Below are 13,500 nucleotides of genomic sequence, written 5' to 3' on the forward strand. Positions count from 1 at the left end.
GCATGGCCACCGTCCCCATCTTTGTCGATACCGAAATCCTGCTCGCCAGCGTGGACGACCGCGATGCCGAGCGCCAGGCGCGGGCGCGCGAATGGATCAGCTTTTGCTGGCAGACGCGCAGCGGCCGCATCAGCTCGCAGGTGCTCAACGAGCTGTACAACCAGGCCATCCAGCGTTTTGATGGCCCCCACGTGCTGCAGCAGGTACGCGCCCAGGTGCGCCGCCTGCGCGTGTGGCTGCCGCCGCACCTCGATTCCTACACCGTCGACGGCGCCTGGGACCTGCAGGACCGCTACCGCCTGGGCTACTGGGATGCGCTCATCCTCTCGTCCGCCCACCAGCAGGGCTGCCGCTACCTGCTCACCGAAGCGTTGCCACACGACCAGCCGATGGACGCCGTGCGGCCGATCAACCCTTTTCTTGTCACCCCCAACGAACTGGACACCACCGAATGACTACTCCTGCGTCGTCTCCTCTCCAAGCCCTGGCCCGTATCCGCCCCGACGTGCGCGCCATGCACGCTTACGGCGTGCAGCCCTCCACCGGCATGCTCAAGATGGACGCGATGGAGAACCCGTTCCGCCTGCCCGCGCACCTCCAGGCCGCGCTGGGCCAGCGCCTGGGCGCGGTGGCGCTCAACCGCTACCCCGGCGACCGCCTGCTGGACCTGAAGGCGGCGCTCGCGAAATACGCCGGGATGCCCGAGGGCTACGGCGTGGTGCTGGGCAATGGCTCGGACGAACTCATCACCCTGCTGGCCCTGGCCTGCGCACAGCCCGGCACGGGCCAGCGCGCCACCATGCTGGCGCCCATGCCGGGTTTTGTGATGTACCCGCTGTCTGCGCAGCTGCAGGGCCTGGACTTTGTCGGCGTGCCGCTCACGCCCGACTTCGAGCTGGATGAGCCCGCCATGCTGGCCGCCATCGCGCAGCACAACCCCGCCATCACCTACATCGCCTACCCCAACAACCCCACGGCCACGCTGTGGGACGAGGGCGCAGTGCAGCGCATCATCGACGCCGCGGGCGCTCAGGGCGGCATCGTCGTCATGGACGAGGCCTACCAGCCCTTTGCCAGCCGCACCTGGATCGACCGCATGCGGGCCGAGCCCGCGCGCAACGCCCATGTGCTGCTCATGCGCACGCTCAGCAAGTTTGGTCTGGCAGGCGTGCGCCTGGGCTACCTCATCGGGCCCTCGGCGTTCGTGAGCGAGATCGACAAGGTGCGCCCGCCCTACAACGTGAGCGTGCTCAACTGCGAAGCCGCCCTGTTTGCGCTGGAACATACCGAGGTTTTTGCCGCCCAGGCCGCTGAGATCCGTGCCGAACGCACCACGCTCATCGCAGCCCTGCGCCAGATGCCGGGTGTCGAAAAGTGCTGGGACAGCGAGGCCAACATGGTGCTGATCCGTGTGGCGGATTCCGCCAAGGCCTACGAGGGCATGAAAAACCGCAAGGTGCTCGTCAAGAACGTTTCTACAATGCACCCATTGCTGGCCAACTGCCTGCGCCTGACGGTAGGCAATGCCGAAGACAACGCGCAGATGCTGGCCGCACTCCAAGCCTCCCTATGACTTCCTCCGCACTCGTACCTTCCGCCCCATCGGCCGACCCGATGGCCGACCGCATCGCCGAGGTCAGCCGCAACACCGCCGAAACGCGCATCAGTGTGCGCATCAACCTCGACGGCACCGGCCAGGCGAAGCTGCACACCGGCATCGGCTTCTTCGACCACATGCTCGACCAGATCGCCCGCCATGGGCTGATCGACCTCGACATCGACTGCGAGGGTGACCTGCACATCGACGGCCACCACACCGTGGAAGACGTGGGCATCACGCTGGGCCAGGCTTTTGCGCGCGCCGTGGGCGACAAGAAAGGCATCCGCCGCTACGGGCATGCCTACGTGCCGCTGGACGAAGCGCTGTCGCGTGTGGTGGTGGATTTCTCGGGCCGCCCCGGGCTGCACATGGATGTGAAGTTCACCTCCGGCAGCATCGGCCAGCTCGACACGCAACTGGTGTTCGAGTTCTTCCAGGGCTTTGTGAACCACGCGGGCGTCACGCTGCACATCGACAACCTCAAGGGCGTCAACGCACACCACCAGTGCGAGACCATCTTCAAGGCGTTCGGGCGCACGCTGCGTGCGGCGCTGGAGCGTGATCCGCGCTCGGCCGGTGTCATCCCCTCCACCAAGGGTTCGTTGTGAAATTTTGGGTTAAATCAGGCGCTATCGCTTGATGGATAAGCGCTAGTAGCTATGAATATGGAAGCAAAAACAGTGGCGGTCGTGGACTACGGCATGGGCAACCTGCGCTCGGTGTCGCAGGCCGTGCAGGCCGCCGCCGAGGGCACGGGCTGGACCGTGGTCGTCACCCAGCGCCCCGAAGACGTGCGCGCCGCCCAGCGCATCGTGCTGCCAGGGCAGGGCGCCATGCCCGACTGCATGCGCGAGCTGCGCGAGTCCGGCCTGCAGGAATCGGTGCTCGAAGCCGCGGCCTCCAAGCCAATGTTCGGCGTGTGCGTGGGCATGCAGATGCTGCTGGACCACAGCGCCGAGGGGGATACGCCGGGCCTGGGCCTGATCCCTGGCGACGTGCTCAAGTTTGACCTGGCAGGCCGCACCCAGCCTGACGGCAGCCGCTTCAAAGTGCCCCAGATGGGCTGGAACCAGGTGCGGCAGATGCCCCACGCCCACCACGGCGGTGGCGTGCACCCGGTGTGGGCTGGCGTGCCGGACAGCAGCTACTTTTACTTTGTGCACAGTTTCTACGCCGTGCCGCAAAATCCTGCCCACTGCGCAGGGCAAACGGACTACGGCGGTTTGTTCGCCGCCGCCATTGCACGCGATAATATTTTTGCGACCCAGTTTCACCCGGAGAAAAGCGCGGAGCATGGCCTGGCCCTGTACCGCAATTTTCTGCACTGGAATCCCTGATCCCTTAACCGCCACCCGTTCGGGCCGAGCTGCGTCTCGCCCTTTTTCACCCGAACTTCACCACCATGCTGCTCATCCCCGCCATCGACCTCAAAGACGGCCACTGCGTACGCCTCAAACAAGGCGATATGGACCAATCCACCACCTTTGGTGAAGACCCCGCCGCCATGGCGCGCAAATGGGTGGATGCCGGTGCACGCCGCCTGCACCTGGTGGACTTGAACGGTGCGTTTGCGGGCGTGCCCAAGAACTACAGCGCCATCAAGTCCATTCTGAAAGAGGTGGGCGACGACATTCCCGTGCAGTTGGGCGGCGGTATCCGCGACCTGGACACCATCGAGAAATACATCGACGGCGGCCTGCGCTACGTGATCATCGGCACGGCTGCGGTCAAGAACCCCGGTTTTCTGAAGGACGCCTGCAGCGCCTTCGGCGGCCACATCATCGTGGGGCTCGACGCCAAGGACGGCAAGGTCGCTACCGACGGCTGGAGCAAGCTCACCGGCCACGAGGTCGTGGACCTGGCCAAGAAGTTCGAGGACTGGGGCGTCGAATCCATCATCTACACCGACATCGGCCGCGACGGCATGCTCTCGGGCATCAACATCGACGCCACGGTGAAGCTGGCCCAGGCTTTGAGCATCCCCGTGATCGCCTCGGGCGGCCTGTCGAACATGACCGATATCGAGCAGCTGTGCGCGGTGGAGAGCGAAGGCGTCGAAGGTGTGATCTGTGGCCGTGCCATCTACAGCGGCGACCTCGACTTTGCTGCGGCGCAAGCGCGTGCCGACGAACTGAACGGCTGAAACCGATCACCCCTGAGCGGCTTCGCCGCTTCCCCCAGGGGACGACGCCAGTGGCCTGGCGAAGCCAGTTCCACGGCGTCTGCTGGCCTCGGTAGCGCCTAATCAACGAATCGCTCACTGACATGCTCGCAAAACGAATCATTCCCTGTCTTGACGTCACCGGAGGCCGTGTGGTCAAGGGCGTCAATTTCGTCGAGCTGCGCGACGCAGGCGACCCGGTCGAAATTGCCGCGCGCTACAACGCGCAGGGCGCTGACGAGCTCACCTTCCTCGATATCACCGCCACCAGCGATGGCCGTGACCTCATCCTGCACATCATCGAGGCCGTGGCCAGCCAGGTGTTCATTCCACTCACCGTGGGTGGCGGCGTGCGCACTGTGGAAGACGTACGCAGGCTGCTCAATGCGGGCGCCGACAAGACCAGTTTCAACTCGGCCGCGATTGCCAACCCTGACGTCATCAACGCCGTGTCTGCCAAGTACGGTGCTCAATGCATCGTGGTGGCCATCGACGCCAAGCGCCGCTCGGCCGAGGATGCGCAGCGCCTGGGCGCCAACGGTCAGCCCGTGGGTGCGGGCTGGGACGTGTACAGCCACGGGGGGCGCAAGAACACCGGCCTGGACGCCATCGCCTGGGCCACCGAGATGGCGCAGCGCGGTGCGGGCGAAATCCTGCTGACCAGCATGGACCGCGACGGCACCAAGGCAGGCTTTGACCTGGAGCTGACCCGCGCAGTGAGCGATGCGGTGAGCGTGCCCGTGATCGCCTCGGGCGGGGTGGGTAACCTGGACCACCTGGCCGACGGCATCCAGACCGGTGGTGCCGACGCGGTGCTGGCCGCCAGCATCTTCCATTACGGCGAATACACCGTGGGCCAGGCCAAGGCCCGCATGGCCGAGCGCGGCATTCCGGTGCGTCTGTGACGACGCCATTCGCGGGCGCGCGTTGGGCGCTGGTGGTGGCCCTGGCGGCCATGGCACTGCCCGCTGCGGCGCAGCAGGTGCCGCCCCCGTCGTATGCGAGTTTTTCTGAGCGCCTGCCCTGCGTGCACCGCATTGGCCGCTGCTTTGACGCGACCATCGGCGGCAAGCCGGTGGAGGTGATTGCCGACAAGGCCGAATTCGAGAGGCTCAAGGCCCTGCTCCAGACGCTGAACAGCAATGTGCGTGACGTGCACTGGATCGTGCGCGAACCCGTGTTGGGCACGCTCGCGCTGGACGTGGAAACCCGCGCCAACACGCTGGGTTTGCCGCTGGTGGGCGATGAGAAGGAAGAGCCCGATGTCACCGTCTATGCCCTAGACGGCCAAGACCTGGAGAGCGAATCGGAGCTGGTAGCGCAGCAAAGCGTGCGCGTCAATGGCCAGCCCGTGGTGACGCAGCAGGAAACCCTCACGCAGGATTTTCTGCCCCCGGGGCGCTATGCGTTTGCCATCAAGTACCTGGGCCGCAAGAACTGGGATCGCAAGTGGGTGTTTTTGACCGTGGCAAAGTAAATCTTCGATCAAAAGTGGTTCTGGCGCTGAGTGTGAAAGCGCTGATAGCTATTGTTTTTGTAGTCAGATTTACGCGCTGCGCAGTGCTGCAATTGGCTGCAAGCTGCCCGACGATGCATCTGTTTTTTCATTGAACTCTCATTTTGATAGCTGCTAGCGCTTGATGGATAAGCGCTAGAGGCAAAAATGACCTCAAAACCGCTCGCCCGGCAGGCGGGCTGGTCATTCAAATCACCGACAATCCCGCCCATGAACTGGCTCAACGAAGTGAAATGGGACGCGCAGGGCCTGGTGCCCGTGATTGCGCAGGAGCAGGGCACGGGCGACGTGCTGATGTTTGCCTGGATGAACCGCGAGGCCCTTGCTAAGACGGCAGAACTCGGCCGCGCCGTGTACTTCAGCCGCTCGCGCAAGAAGCTGTGGTTCAAGGGCGAAGAGTCCGGCCACGTGCAGACCGTGCACGAGATCCGCCTGGACTGCGACAACGATGTGGTGCTGCTCAAGGTCACCCAGCTCGGCCACGAGCCTGGCATCGCCTGCCATACAGGCCGCCACAGCTGTTTTTTCAGCGTGCTCAAGGACGGAGCCTGGCACGCGGTCGATCCGGTCTTGAAAGACCCTGAATCCATCTACAAGTAATGGCAATGGACGACAAGACCATGAGTTCCAACGATTCCCTCGCACGCCTTGCCGATGTGATTGAAAGCCGCAAGCCTGCCAACGGTGGCGATCCCGACAAGAGCTATGTCTCGCGCCTGCTGCACAAGGGGCCGGATGCGTTTTTGAAGAAGATCGGCGAGGAGGCCACCGAAGTCGTCATGGCGGCCAAGGATGTGGACCACGGCGCCGACAAGTCCAAGCTGGTTTACGAAGTGGCCGACCTGTGGTTCCACTCCATGGTGGCCCTGGCCCACTATGGCCTCACGCCTGCCGATGTTCTGACCGAGCTGGAGCGCCGCGAGGGCACCAGCGGCATCGAGGAAAAAGCCTTGCGCAAGGTGGTTGCGCGCACTGCCGAAGAAGGAGCACCATGAACGACATCATCGACGTGCAAAGCAATGAGCAAAAAGCCCAGGGCCTGAAGAACATCGGCTGGGTCAGCTATGTGCTGCACCTCATCGTGGCCGTGGGGGCCGTGCTGCCGGGTGCGCAAGCCAGCGCGCTGCTGCTCGTCATTGCGCTGGTGCTCGATCTCGTCAAACGCGGCGATGCCGAAGGCACCTGGCAGGCCAATCATTTTTCGTGGCGCATCCGCACCGTGATCTGGGCGGGCGTGCTTTACATCGTCACCGCGCCGTTCTGGCTGCTGGGATTGTTTCTCTTTAACCCCGTATGGGTTGTGATCTCCCTGTGGTTCCTGTACCGCATCGTGCGCGGCATGCTGGCCATGAGCAAGAACCAGGCGGTGGATGCCTGAACCGACGGCGTCCCTGTCGCACCTGTCATCCCTGCCGCGGCTGAACCTGGCCCTGCAGGGTGGGGGCTCCCACGGTGCGCTCACCTGGGGTGTGCTGGATGCCTTGCTGGAGGATGGCCAGTGGCAGTTTGATGGCGTGAGCGGCACCAGCGCCGGCGCGATGAATGCCGTGGCCATGGCGCACGGCTTTGCCAAAGCCGCGCAGGAGCACAAAGACCCGCACGAAGCGCACCTGGCCGGTTGCGTCCAGGCGCGTGAAACGCTTACCCGGCTGTGGGAGGGCGTGGGCACGCTGGGCAGCCTGATGTGGGGCTCGCCCCTGTCGGCCGCCAACCCCATGATGGGGCTGATGCGCCAGTGGCTCTCGCCCTACCAGACCAATCCGCTCGACATCAACCCGCTGCGCCGCCTGCTGGAGCGCGAGGTGGACTTTGACCTGCTGTGCACTGTGCGCCGCGCCAGCGCTGCGGCGGGCGGGCCCAAGGTGTTTGTGTGCGCCACCAACGTGCGCACCGGGCGCGGCGAAATCTTCTCTGGCCCCCGGCTGAGCGCGGATGCCGTGATGGCGTCGGCCTGCCTGCCAGCGCTGTTCAAGGCCGTGGAAATCGACGGTGAGCATTACTGGGACGGCGGCTATTCGGGCAACCCTGCGTTGCACCCGCTGATCTATCAGACCGAGACCTCCGACATCCTGCTTGTGCAGATCAACCCCATCGAACATCTGGATCTGCCCCACTCAGGCCAGGAAATCATGGAGCGCATGAACGAAGTCACCTTCAATGCCAGCCTGCTGGCCGAGTTGCGCGCCATCGAGTTCGTGCGCCGTCTGCTGGCCGAGGGCAAGCTGGATGCGCGCCGCTACAAAAGCGTGCGCATGCACCGCATCGACGGCGGCGCCGTGCTGGAGCCCTTTGGCGCCGACAGCAAGGCCCGTGCAGACATGGCCTTTGTGCGCAAGCTTTTCGCCCTCGGCCGCACGGCCGGGCAGGAATGGCTGCACGCGCACCGCAAGGATGTGGGTGTGCGGCCCACCATCAATATCGCTGAAAATACATGAAGCCCCCCTGTGCCGCCTACGGCGCCTTCCCCCTTGGGGGACGCCACCCGTGGCCTGGCAAAGCCAGTTCCACGGTGGCACTGGCTTCGCGCGCGCCGGTTGCGACCGCTTTGGATGGCGAGCAGCGCCTGGTGACCTGTTAATTTTGTACTGACATTTTCCTCATGCACGATCCGAACTGCCTCTTCTGCAAAATCATCGCAGGCCAGATTCCTTCGAAGAAGGTCTATGAAGACGAAGAAATTTTCGCCTTCCACGACATCCACCCCTGGGCGCCGGTGCACTTTCTGATGGTGCCCAAGCTGCATATCCCTTCGATGGCGCAGGTCACCGAGGAACACACGGGTGTGCTGGGGCGCATGATGGCGCTGGCGCCGAAGCTGGCAATGGAGCAGGGCTGCAACCCGTACCCGGAGGGTGGCTTTCGCGTCGTGGTAAACACGGGGCTTGAAGGTGGGCAGGAAATCCACCACCTCCATATCCATGTGATGGGCGGTCCCCGTCCGTGGCTCAAAGGCTGAACCAGGCTGACGGGTCGTGCAGGGAGATTCCCGCAGTTCTGCTTGGGCTGTGAACTCCTGTCACGCCCCCCGTCTAAAATGATTGCAATTCGTTAGGAGATATTCCATGGGCTCTTTTTCCATCTGGCACTGGCTGATCGTGCTGCTGATCGTCGTCATGGTGTTCGGCACCAAGAAGCTCAAGAACATGGGCTCCGATCTCGGGGGCGCCGTCAAGGGCTTCAAGGACGGCATGAAAGACGGTTCGGCCGACGCGGCAGCCACCACCACCCCACCCGCAGGCCAGGTTGCCAACAACCCTGCGACCGACAAGACCACCATCGATGTCGAAGCCAAGCAAAAGAGCTGAGCGGGCTGTTCCCGCTGGCACCCGCACGCTTTGCGCTTGATCCATGATTGATATTGGCCTGTCCAAGATGGCGCTGATCGGCGCGGTGGCTCTTATAGTCATCGGGCCCGAGAAGCTCCCCCGTGTGGCCCGCACGGTGGGCACCCTGCTGGGCAAGGCCCAGCGTTACGTGTCCGATGTGAAGGCCGAGGTCAACCGGTCCATGGAGCTCGACGAGCTCAAGAAAATGAAGGACACGGTGGAGAACGCCGCACGCGATGTGCACAACTCCATCCAGACCAGCGCCAGCGAGTTCGAAAAGGACTGGGCCGAGGCTACCGACACCGCCAGCTCGGCGTTGCAGGACCAGACCGCCGTCGTGCCGGCTTACAAACACCCCGGCAAGAACTGGCGCCTCAAGCGGGGTGCGGTGCCCCAGTGGTACAAGGCCCGAAGCGGTGTGCGCACCAAGGCACAGTCCGGCGCGGCCCGTGTGGCGCGTTTCCGTCCCCGTAAATTCCATTGATGCAGCAGCCACCAGCGCACCGCGCGCTGCATGGGCGGCCCTGACGCCCACGAAAACCCAACATGTCCGAAACCCCTTCCAAAGAAGACGAGCTGGCCGGTACCGAGCAGCCGTTTGTGCAGCACCTGATGGAGCTGCGCGACCGGATGGTCAAGGCCATCATTGCCATCGCGATTGCGGCGGCGATTTTGTTCTTCTTCCCTGGCCCCGGCGCGCTGTATGACTTTCTGGCGGCGCCGCTGGTGGCCCACCTTCCCAAGGGCGCCACGCTGATCGCCACGTCGGTGATCTCGCCGTTCATGGTGCCGCTCAAGATATTGTTGATGTCGGCCTTTTTGCTGGCACTGCCGTTTGTGCTGTGGCAGGTGTGGGCCTTTGTGGCGCCTGGCCTGTATTCGCACGAAAAGAAGCTGGTGCTGCCGCTCGTGATCTCCAGCACGCTGCTGTTCTTCATCGGGGTGGCGTTTTGCTACTACCTGGTGTTTGGCCAGGTGTTTGCGTTTATTCAGAGCTTTGCGCCCAAGAGCATCACCGCCGCGCCAGACATCGAGGCCTACCTGAGCTTTGTGCTGTCGATGTTCCTGGCGTTTGGCTTGTCCTTCGAGGTGCCGATTGCCGTGGTGGTGCTGGCCCGCATGGGCATCGTGAGCGTGCAGAAGCTGCGGGAGTTTCGTGGCTATTTCATTGTGATCGCCTTTGTGATCGCTGCCATCGTCACGCCGCCCGATGTGGTGTCGCAGCTGTCGCTGGCGATCCCCATGTGTCTGCTGTACGAGGTGGGCATCTGGGCGGCGCAGATCTTCATCAAGCACACCAAAGCCCCGGAAGAGGGTAGCGAGCCCGCCTCCAACGCCTGAAGGTTGAGTTTCTCGTGAAAATGAGCTCTAGCGCTTGTTGGATAAGCGCTCCAAGCTATATTTTTAATAGCTGACGGGTTGCATCAGCGGCCATGTCGCGATGTTCTGCGCGCAGCCCCTAAAAACTGGCGCGTGCCCAATACCAGTGCCACCGCGGAACCGGCTTTGCGAGGCCGCTGGAGGCGTCTCCCTTTGGGAAAACGCGCAGCGCCTCAGAGGGGGCTTACCGCCTCACATTGCGCTGAGGCTTGGGGCGCACGCCGGGGTTGATGCTCAGTTCCACCATCTTGTCGCCACGCTGCACGTTGAATGGTGCCGCAGTGCCGGGCTTGAGCCCCGCCACGGCGGTCAGCAACTCGGACACATTGCTCACCTTCCTACCTTCAACCAGCACGATCACATCGCCGGGCCGCATGCCCGCCTGGGCGGCGGGGCCGTCCTGCAGCACGCCGGTGATGATCACGCCCTCGGTGGCTTTCACGCCGAAGGTTTCTGCCAGTTCGGGTGAGAGTTCGTTGGGCTCCACGCCAATCCAGCCGCGTGTGACCTGGCCGTCCTGCACGATGCCATCCAGCACCATGCGGGCCGTAGACACGGGGATTGCAAAGCCGATGCCCATGCTGCCGCCCGAGCGCGAGTAGATGGCCGTGTTGATGCCCATGAGGTTGCCATTTACATCCACCAGCGCGCCGCCCGAGTTGCCAGGGTTGATGGCCGCATCGGTCTGGATGAAGTTCTCGAAGGTGTTGATCCCGAGCTGTGTGCGGCCCAGCGCGCTCACGATGCCGCTGGTCACCGTCTGGCCCACGCCAAACGGGTTGCCTATGGCCAGCACCTGGTCGCCCACGGCGAGTACGTCCGAGTTGCCCAGCACGATGACGGGCAGCTTGTCGAGTTCGATCTTGAGGATGGCCAGGTCGGTGTCGGGGTCGGTGCCGATCACGCGGGCGCGGGCGCGGCGGCTGTCGGTCAGCGTCACTTCGATCTCGTCGGCGCCTTCCACCACGTGGTTGTTGGTCAGGATGTAGCCGTCGGGGCTCACGATCACCCCGCTGCCCAGCCCGGCCTGCGCCTGGGCACCCTGGTCGCCAAAGAAGAACTGGAACCAGGGGTCGTTGCTGCGCGGATGGCGCACGGCCTTGCTGGTGTTGATGCTGACCACCGCAGGCGCCGCCTGGCGCGCCGCAGCGCTGAAGCTGCCCGCCGCAGGCTGCGCATTGGCCGGGGCAGGGGGTGCTTCGAGCAGCGCAATGCCCGCGCCGGAGCGTGTGGTGGCGCCCCGGCCCAGCCAGCTCGGCTGCAGGGTGGCGACAACGAAGTAGGCCGCAACGAACACCGTGACGGCCTGCGAGAACATCAGCCAGATGCGTTTCATGAAATTCTGTACAGGTGATGGGCTGGAGAAGGGGCGGCGGGCGGTGTGCATGCCACGGCTGCCTCCCGGAGAAAAGCATTGTCCCCCATGTGTGGGCGTGGGCCACGCGCGACAATAGCTGCATGAGCATTTCCCGCACCAAACTTTTGCAGGCGTTTGACAGCCTGCTGCAACCCGAGCGCTTCAAGGACTATGGCCCCAACGGCTTGCAGGTGGAGGGCAAGGCCGAGATCAGCCGCATCGTCAGCGGCGTGACGGCCAGCCGCGCCCTGATCGACGCGGCCATTGCTGCCCAAGCGGATGCCATCTTCGTGCACCATGGCCTGTTCTGGCGCGGGCAAGACGGCCGGGTGACGGGCTGGATGAAGCAGCGTTTGCAGTTGCTGCTCGCGCATGACATCAACCTGTTTGCCTACCACCTGCCGCTGGATGCCCACCCGGAGCTGGGCAACAACGCCCAGCTAGGCCGGGTGCTGGGGCTCGTGGCCGACGCGCGGTTTGGCGAGAACGATCTGGGCTTTGCCGGGCCTGCCGCGTTTGCCGATGGGCAGGCCCTGGCAGACCATGTCGCGCAGGCCCTGGGCCGTCCCGTCACCTGGGTGCCGCCGGAAGGCGCTGCTGCGCAGCGGCCAGTCTGCCGCGTGGCCTGGTGCACAGGAGGCGCGCAGGGCTACTTCGAGGCGGCGATTGCGGCTGGGGCCGACGTGTTCATCACCGGCGAGATTTCCGAGCCCCAGGCACATCTGGCCCGCGAGATGGGGGTGGGTTTTATCGCCGCAGGGCACCACGCGACCGAGCGTTATGGGGCGCCTGCGGTGGCGGCGCAGGTTGCAGGGCGGTTGGGTCTGGGCCACCAATTCATCGAGATCGACAATCCTGCCTGATCGCTGGTAGCCTGGGTTTTAGCTATAAAAATAATAGCTACTTGCGCTTATCAGTAAAGCGCTAGGTTCACTTTTTATCTGAAATCAAACTTCCATGAAGCCTCTCGCCATTACCCAGGGTGATCCTGCCGGCATCGGCCCCGAAATCGTGGCCAAGGCCTTTCGCGATGCGCCAGCCGATTTGGTGGGTTGCTTCGTGGTGGGCGATGTCGCCACCTTGCGGCGTGCGGCCCAGGCCATCGTGCGGCCCGGCGTGCCCATGGTACCCGTGGCACAGATTGCTGCGCCCGCCGATGTGCTGGACATGCCGCCCCGCTGTGTTCCGGTGTTGCAGTTGCCAGGCATTCCTGGCCCGCAGCCCTGGGGGCAGATTGGCGCCGCCGCTGGCCGTGCCGCCGCAGACAGCGTGGTCTGGGCCGCCCGCGCGGCGCTGCGGGGCGAGGTGGCGGGGCTGGTCACGGGGCCCTTGCACAAGGAGGCCTTGGCGGCAGCGGGCGTGGCATTTCCGGGCCACACCGAGCTGCTGCAGGCAGAGGCCGTCGCGCACCAGGGGGTATCGCTGGCGCAAATGCCCGTGCGCATGATGCTCGCCAGCGACGAGCTGCGCACGGTGCTGGTCAGCATCCACATGTCGCTGCGCGATGCCATTGCGGAGGTCACCACGGACAACGTCCTGCAGACGTTGCAAATCACGCACGCTGCCCTGGTGCGCAGCCTGGGGCGGGCGCCGCGCATCGCGGTGGCGGGGCTCAATCCCCACGCGGGCGAGGGCGGGCTGTTTGGTAACGAGGAAGCCGAGGTGATTGCGCCGGCCATCGCCGCTGCGCGCGCGCAGCAGCTGGATGTGCAGGGCCCCTTCGCTCCTGACACGGTGTTCATGCGCGCGCGCAGTACGCCCCATCGCGCTGGAGAGTTCGACGTGGTCATTGCCATGTACCACGACCAGGGGCTTATCCCGGTGAAGTACCTCGGGGTGGACAAGGGGGTGAACGTGACCCTGGGCCTGCCCCTGGTGCGCACCAGCCCCGACCACGGCACCGCGTTTGACATAGCGGGGCAGGGTATTGCCGATGCTGCAAGCCTCATCGAGGCCGTGCGCATGGCGCGGACCCTTTGTGGATGAAACAGTCCCATGGCGCTGTGGCTAAGCGCAAAAACAAAAAACTATCGATTCGATAGCGGATTGTTGAGGGATGGGGCTTCAAACTGGCGCGCCCCGAGCCAGCAGCCACCGCGCATGGGCCACTCCGCCCCGCTGGCGGCGTCCCCCTTCAGGGGGAAGGCGCGTAGCGACTCA

General features: G+C 64.3%; 19 protein-coding genes. 17 read left to right on the plus strand and 2 right to left on the minus strand.

Annotated elements, in window-relative coordinates; translation table 11 throughout:
- The first annotated feature begins 2 nt into the window (after positions 1-2).
- The 7 genes from ACODS0_RS15065 to ACODS0_RS15095 all read left to right on the plus strand — a co-directional run bounded on the left by ACODS0_RS15065 (position 3) and on the right by ACODS0_RS15095 (position 5,238).
- Positions 3-455: a PIN domain-containing protein gene (locus tag ACODS0_RS15065; protein WP_056060234.1), complete on the plus strand. Its 453-nt coding sequence runs from the start codon at positions 3-5 to the stop codon at positions 453-455.
- The gene (hisC, locus tag ACODS0_RS15070; RefSeq protein WP_306553168.1) at positions 452-1,573 is read left to right on the plus strand and encodes a histidinol-phosphate transaminase; all 1,122 of its coding nucleotides are present in this window, start codon (positions 452-454) and stop codon (positions 1,571-1,573) included. The genes ACODS0_RS15065 and hisC overlap by 4 nt, the downstream gene beginning before the upstream one ends.
- A complete protein-coding gene (hisB, locus tag ACODS0_RS15075; RefSeq protein ID WP_121422434.1) occupies positions 1,570-2,208 on the plus strand; it encodes an imidazoleglycerol-phosphate dehydratase HisB in 639 nt (212 codons plus the stop codon). Before hisC ends, hisB begins: the two co-directional genes overlap by 4 nt.
- 51 nt (positions 2,209-2,259) lie before the next feature.
- Positions 2,260-2,937: an imidazole glycerol phosphate synthase subunit HisH gene (gene hisH, locus ACODS0_RS15080; RefSeq protein ID WP_055399227.1), complete on the plus strand. Its 678-nt coding sequence runs from the start codon at positions 2,260-2,262 to the stop codon at positions 2,935-2,937.
- A gap of 65 nt (positions 2,938-3,002) precedes the next feature.
- Positions 3,003-3,743 (plus strand): 1-(5-phosphoribosyl)-5-[(5-phosphoribosylamino)methylideneamino]imidazole-4-carboxamide isomerase, encoded by a 741-nt coding sequence (gene hisA / locus ACODS0_RS15085; protein WP_121422435.1) that lies wholly within the window; start codon positions 3,003-3,005, stop codon positions 3,741-3,743.
- 122 nt (positions 3,744-3,865) lie between these two features.
- Positions 3,866-4,666 carry an imidazole glycerol phosphate synthase subunit HisF gene (gene hisF / locus ACODS0_RS15090; protein WP_121422436.1) on the plus strand — a complete coding sequence of 267 codons (801 nt, stop codon included), beginning with the start codon at positions 3,866-3,868 and terminating at the stop codon, positions 4,664-4,666.
- Positions 4,663-5,238, plus strand: a complete 576-nt coding sequence (locus tag ACODS0_RS15095; RefSeq protein ID WP_488835852.1) for a hypothetical protein — start codon at positions 4,663-4,665, stop codon at positions 5,236-5,238. Before hisF ends, ACODS0_RS15095 begins: the two co-directional genes overlap by 4 nt.
- A gap of 8 nt (positions 5,239-5,246) precedes the next feature.
- Here ACODS0_RS15095 and ACODS0_RS15100 read toward each other — a convergent pair whose 3' ends face one another.
- The gene (locus ACODS0_RS15100; protein ID WP_228898915.1) at positions 5,247-5,489 is read right to left on the minus strand and encodes a hypothetical protein; all 243 of its coding nucleotides are present in this window, start codon (positions 5,487-5,489) and stop codon (positions 5,247-5,249) included.
- Between ACODS0_RS15100 and hisI the strand changes: the two genes are divergently transcribed.
- From hisI to tatC, 8 genes are all read left to right on the plus strand, one after another.
- The gene (gene hisI, locus ACODS0_RS15105) at positions 5,479-5,877 is read left to right on the plus strand and encodes a phosphoribosyl-AMP cyclohydrolase (protein ID WP_176889144.1); all 399 of its coding nucleotides are present in this window, start codon (positions 5,479-5,481) and stop codon (positions 5,875-5,877) included. The two genes, ACODS0_RS15100 and hisI, sit on opposite strands and share 11 nt — an antisense overlap.
- Before the next feature lie 20 nt (positions 5,878-5,897).
- Positions 5,898-6,272: a phosphoribosyl-ATP diphosphatase gene (locus ACODS0_RS15110; protein ID WP_055399375.1), complete on the plus strand. Its 375-nt coding sequence runs from the start codon at positions 5,898-5,900 to the stop codon at positions 6,270-6,272.
- On the plus strand, positions 6,269-6,655 hold the full coding sequence (locus tag ACODS0_RS15115; RefSeq protein ID WP_055399217.1) for a DUF4870 family protein: 387 nt from the start codon (positions 6,269-6,271) through the stop codon (positions 6,653-6,655). Before ACODS0_RS15110 ends, ACODS0_RS15115 begins: the two co-directional genes overlap by 4 nt.
- Positions 6,648-7,712, plus strand: coding sequence for a patatin-like phospholipase family protein (locus ACODS0_RS15120; RefSeq protein WP_121507439.1), 1,065 nt, complete (start codon positions 6,648-6,650; stop codon positions 7,710-7,712). The genes ACODS0_RS15115 and ACODS0_RS15120 overlap by 8 nt, the downstream gene beginning before the upstream one ends.
- Before the next feature lie 164 nt (positions 7,713-7,876).
- Complete coding sequence (locus ACODS0_RS15125; RefSeq protein WP_488835853.1) at positions 7,877-8,233, plus strand: histidine triad nucleotide-binding protein; 357 nt, start codon at positions 7,877-7,879, stop codon at positions 8,231-8,233.
- A gap of 106 nt (positions 8,234-8,339) precedes the next feature.
- Positions 8,340-8,582, plus strand: coding sequence for a Sec-independent protein translocase subunit TatA (tatA, locus tag ACODS0_RS15130; RefSeq protein ID WP_055399211.1), 243 nt, complete (start codon positions 8,340-8,342; stop codon positions 8,580-8,582).
- A gap of 43 nt (positions 8,583-8,625) precedes the next feature.
- A complete protein-coding gene (tatB, locus tag ACODS0_RS15135; RefSeq protein WP_055399209.1) occupies positions 8,626-9,087 on the plus strand; it encodes a Sec-independent protein translocase protein TatB in 462 nt (153 codons plus the stop codon).
- A gap of 62 nt (positions 9,088-9,149) precedes the next feature.
- Positions 9,150-9,944 (plus strand): twin-arginine translocase subunit TatC, encoded by a 795-nt coding sequence (tatC, locus tag ACODS0_RS15140; protein ID WP_121422440.1) that lies wholly within the window; start codon positions 9,150-9,152, stop codon positions 9,942-9,944.
- Positions 9,945-10,167: 223 nt separating this feature from the next.
- Here tatC and ACODS0_RS15145 read toward each other — a convergent pair whose 3' ends face one another.
- Complete coding sequence (locus ACODS0_RS15145) at positions 10,168-11,319, minus strand: S1C family serine protease (protein ID WP_488835854.1); 1,152 nt, start codon at positions 11,317-11,319, stop codon at positions 10,168-10,170.
- 122 nt (positions 11,320-11,441) lie between these two features.
- On the opposite strand from ACODS0_RS15145, the gene ACODS0_RS15150 reads away from it, so the two are divergent.
- Positions 11,442-12,203: a Nif3-like dinuclear metal center hexameric protein gene (locus ACODS0_RS15150; protein ID WP_055399371.1), complete on the plus strand. Its 762-nt coding sequence runs from the start codon at positions 11,442-11,444 to the stop codon at positions 12,201-12,203.
- 94 nt (positions 12,204-12,297) lie between these two features.
- The gene (gene pdxA / locus ACODS0_RS15155; protein ID WP_121507436.1) at positions 12,298-13,326 is read left to right on the plus strand and encodes a 4-hydroxythreonine-4-phosphate dehydrogenase PdxA; all 1,029 of its coding nucleotides are present in this window, start codon (positions 12,298-12,300) and stop codon (positions 13,324-13,326) included.
- Positions 13,327-13,500 lie beyond the last annotated feature (174 nt).

It is taken from the genome of Acidovorax sp. FG60 (assembly GCF_057808995.1).

What these genes read in the sequence shown, in the direction of transcription:
- ACODS0_RS15065 (WP_056060234.1), top strand. Translation starts at nt 3, where the DNA reads ATGGCCACCGTCCCCATCTTTGTCGATACCGAAATCCTGCTCGCCAGC.
- hisC (WP_306553168.1), top strand. Translation starts at nt 452, where the DNA reads ATGACTACTCCTGCGTCGTCTCCTCTCCAAGCCCTGGCCCGTATCCGC.
- hisB (WP_121422434.1), top strand. Translation starts at nt 1,570, where the DNA reads ATGACTTCCTCCGCACTCGTACCTTCCGCCCCATCGGCCGACCCGATG.
- hisH (WP_055399227.1), top strand. Translation starts at nt 2,260, where the DNA reads ATGAATATGGAAGCAAAAACAGTGGCGGTCGTGGACTACGGCATGGGC.
- hisA (WP_121422435.1), top strand. Translation starts at nt 3,003, where the DNA reads ATGCTGCTCATCCCCGCCATCGACCTCAAAGACGGCCACTGCGTACGC.
- hisF (WP_121422436.1), top strand. Translation starts at nt 3,866, where the DNA reads ATGCTCGCAAAACGAATCATTCCCTGTCTTGACGTCACCGGAGGCCGT.
- ACODS0_RS15100 (WP_228898915.1), bottom strand. Translation starts at nt 5,489, where the DNA reads ATGGGCGGGATTGTCGGTGATTTGAATGACCAGCCCGCCTGCCGGGCG.
- ACODS0_RS15110 (WP_055399375.1), top strand. Translation starts at nt 5,898, where the DNA reads ATGAGTTCCAACGATTCCCTCGCACGCCTTGCCGATGTGATTGAAAGC.
- ACODS0_RS15115 (WP_055399217.1), top strand. Translation starts at nt 6,269, where the DNA reads ATGAACGACATCATCGACGTGCAAAGCAATGAGCAAAAAGCCCAGGGC.
- ACODS0_RS15120 (WP_121507439.1), top strand. Translation starts at nt 6,648, where the DNA reads ATGCCTGAACCGACGGCGTCCCTGTCGCACCTGTCATCCCTGCCGCGG.
- ACODS0_RS15125 (WP_488835853.1), top strand. Translation starts at nt 7,877, where the DNA reads ATGCACGATCCGAACTGCCTCTTCTGCAAAATCATCGCAGGCCAGATT.
- tatA (WP_055399211.1), top strand. Translation starts at nt 8,340, where the DNA reads ATGGGCTCTTTTTCCATCTGGCACTGGCTGATCGTGCTGCTGATCGTC.
- tatB (WP_055399209.1), top strand. Translation starts at nt 8,626, where the DNA reads ATGATTGATATTGGCCTGTCCAAGATGGCGCTGATCGGCGCGGTGGCT.
- tatC (WP_121422440.1), top strand. Translation starts at nt 9,150, where the DNA reads ATGTCCGAAACCCCTTCCAAAGAAGACGAGCTGGCCGGTACCGAGCAG.
- ACODS0_RS15145 (WP_488835854.1), bottom strand. Translation starts at nt 11,319, where the DNA reads ATGAAACGCATCTGGCTGATGTTCTCGCAGGCCGTCACGGTGTTCGTT.
- ACODS0_RS15150 (WP_055399371.1), top strand. Translation starts at nt 11,442, where the DNA reads ATGAGCATTTCCCGCACCAAACTTTTGCAGGCGTTTGACAGCCTGCTG.
- pdxA (WP_121507436.1), top strand. Translation starts at nt 12,298, where the DNA reads ATGAAGCCTCTCGCCATTACCCAGGGTGATCCTGCCGGCATCGGCCCC.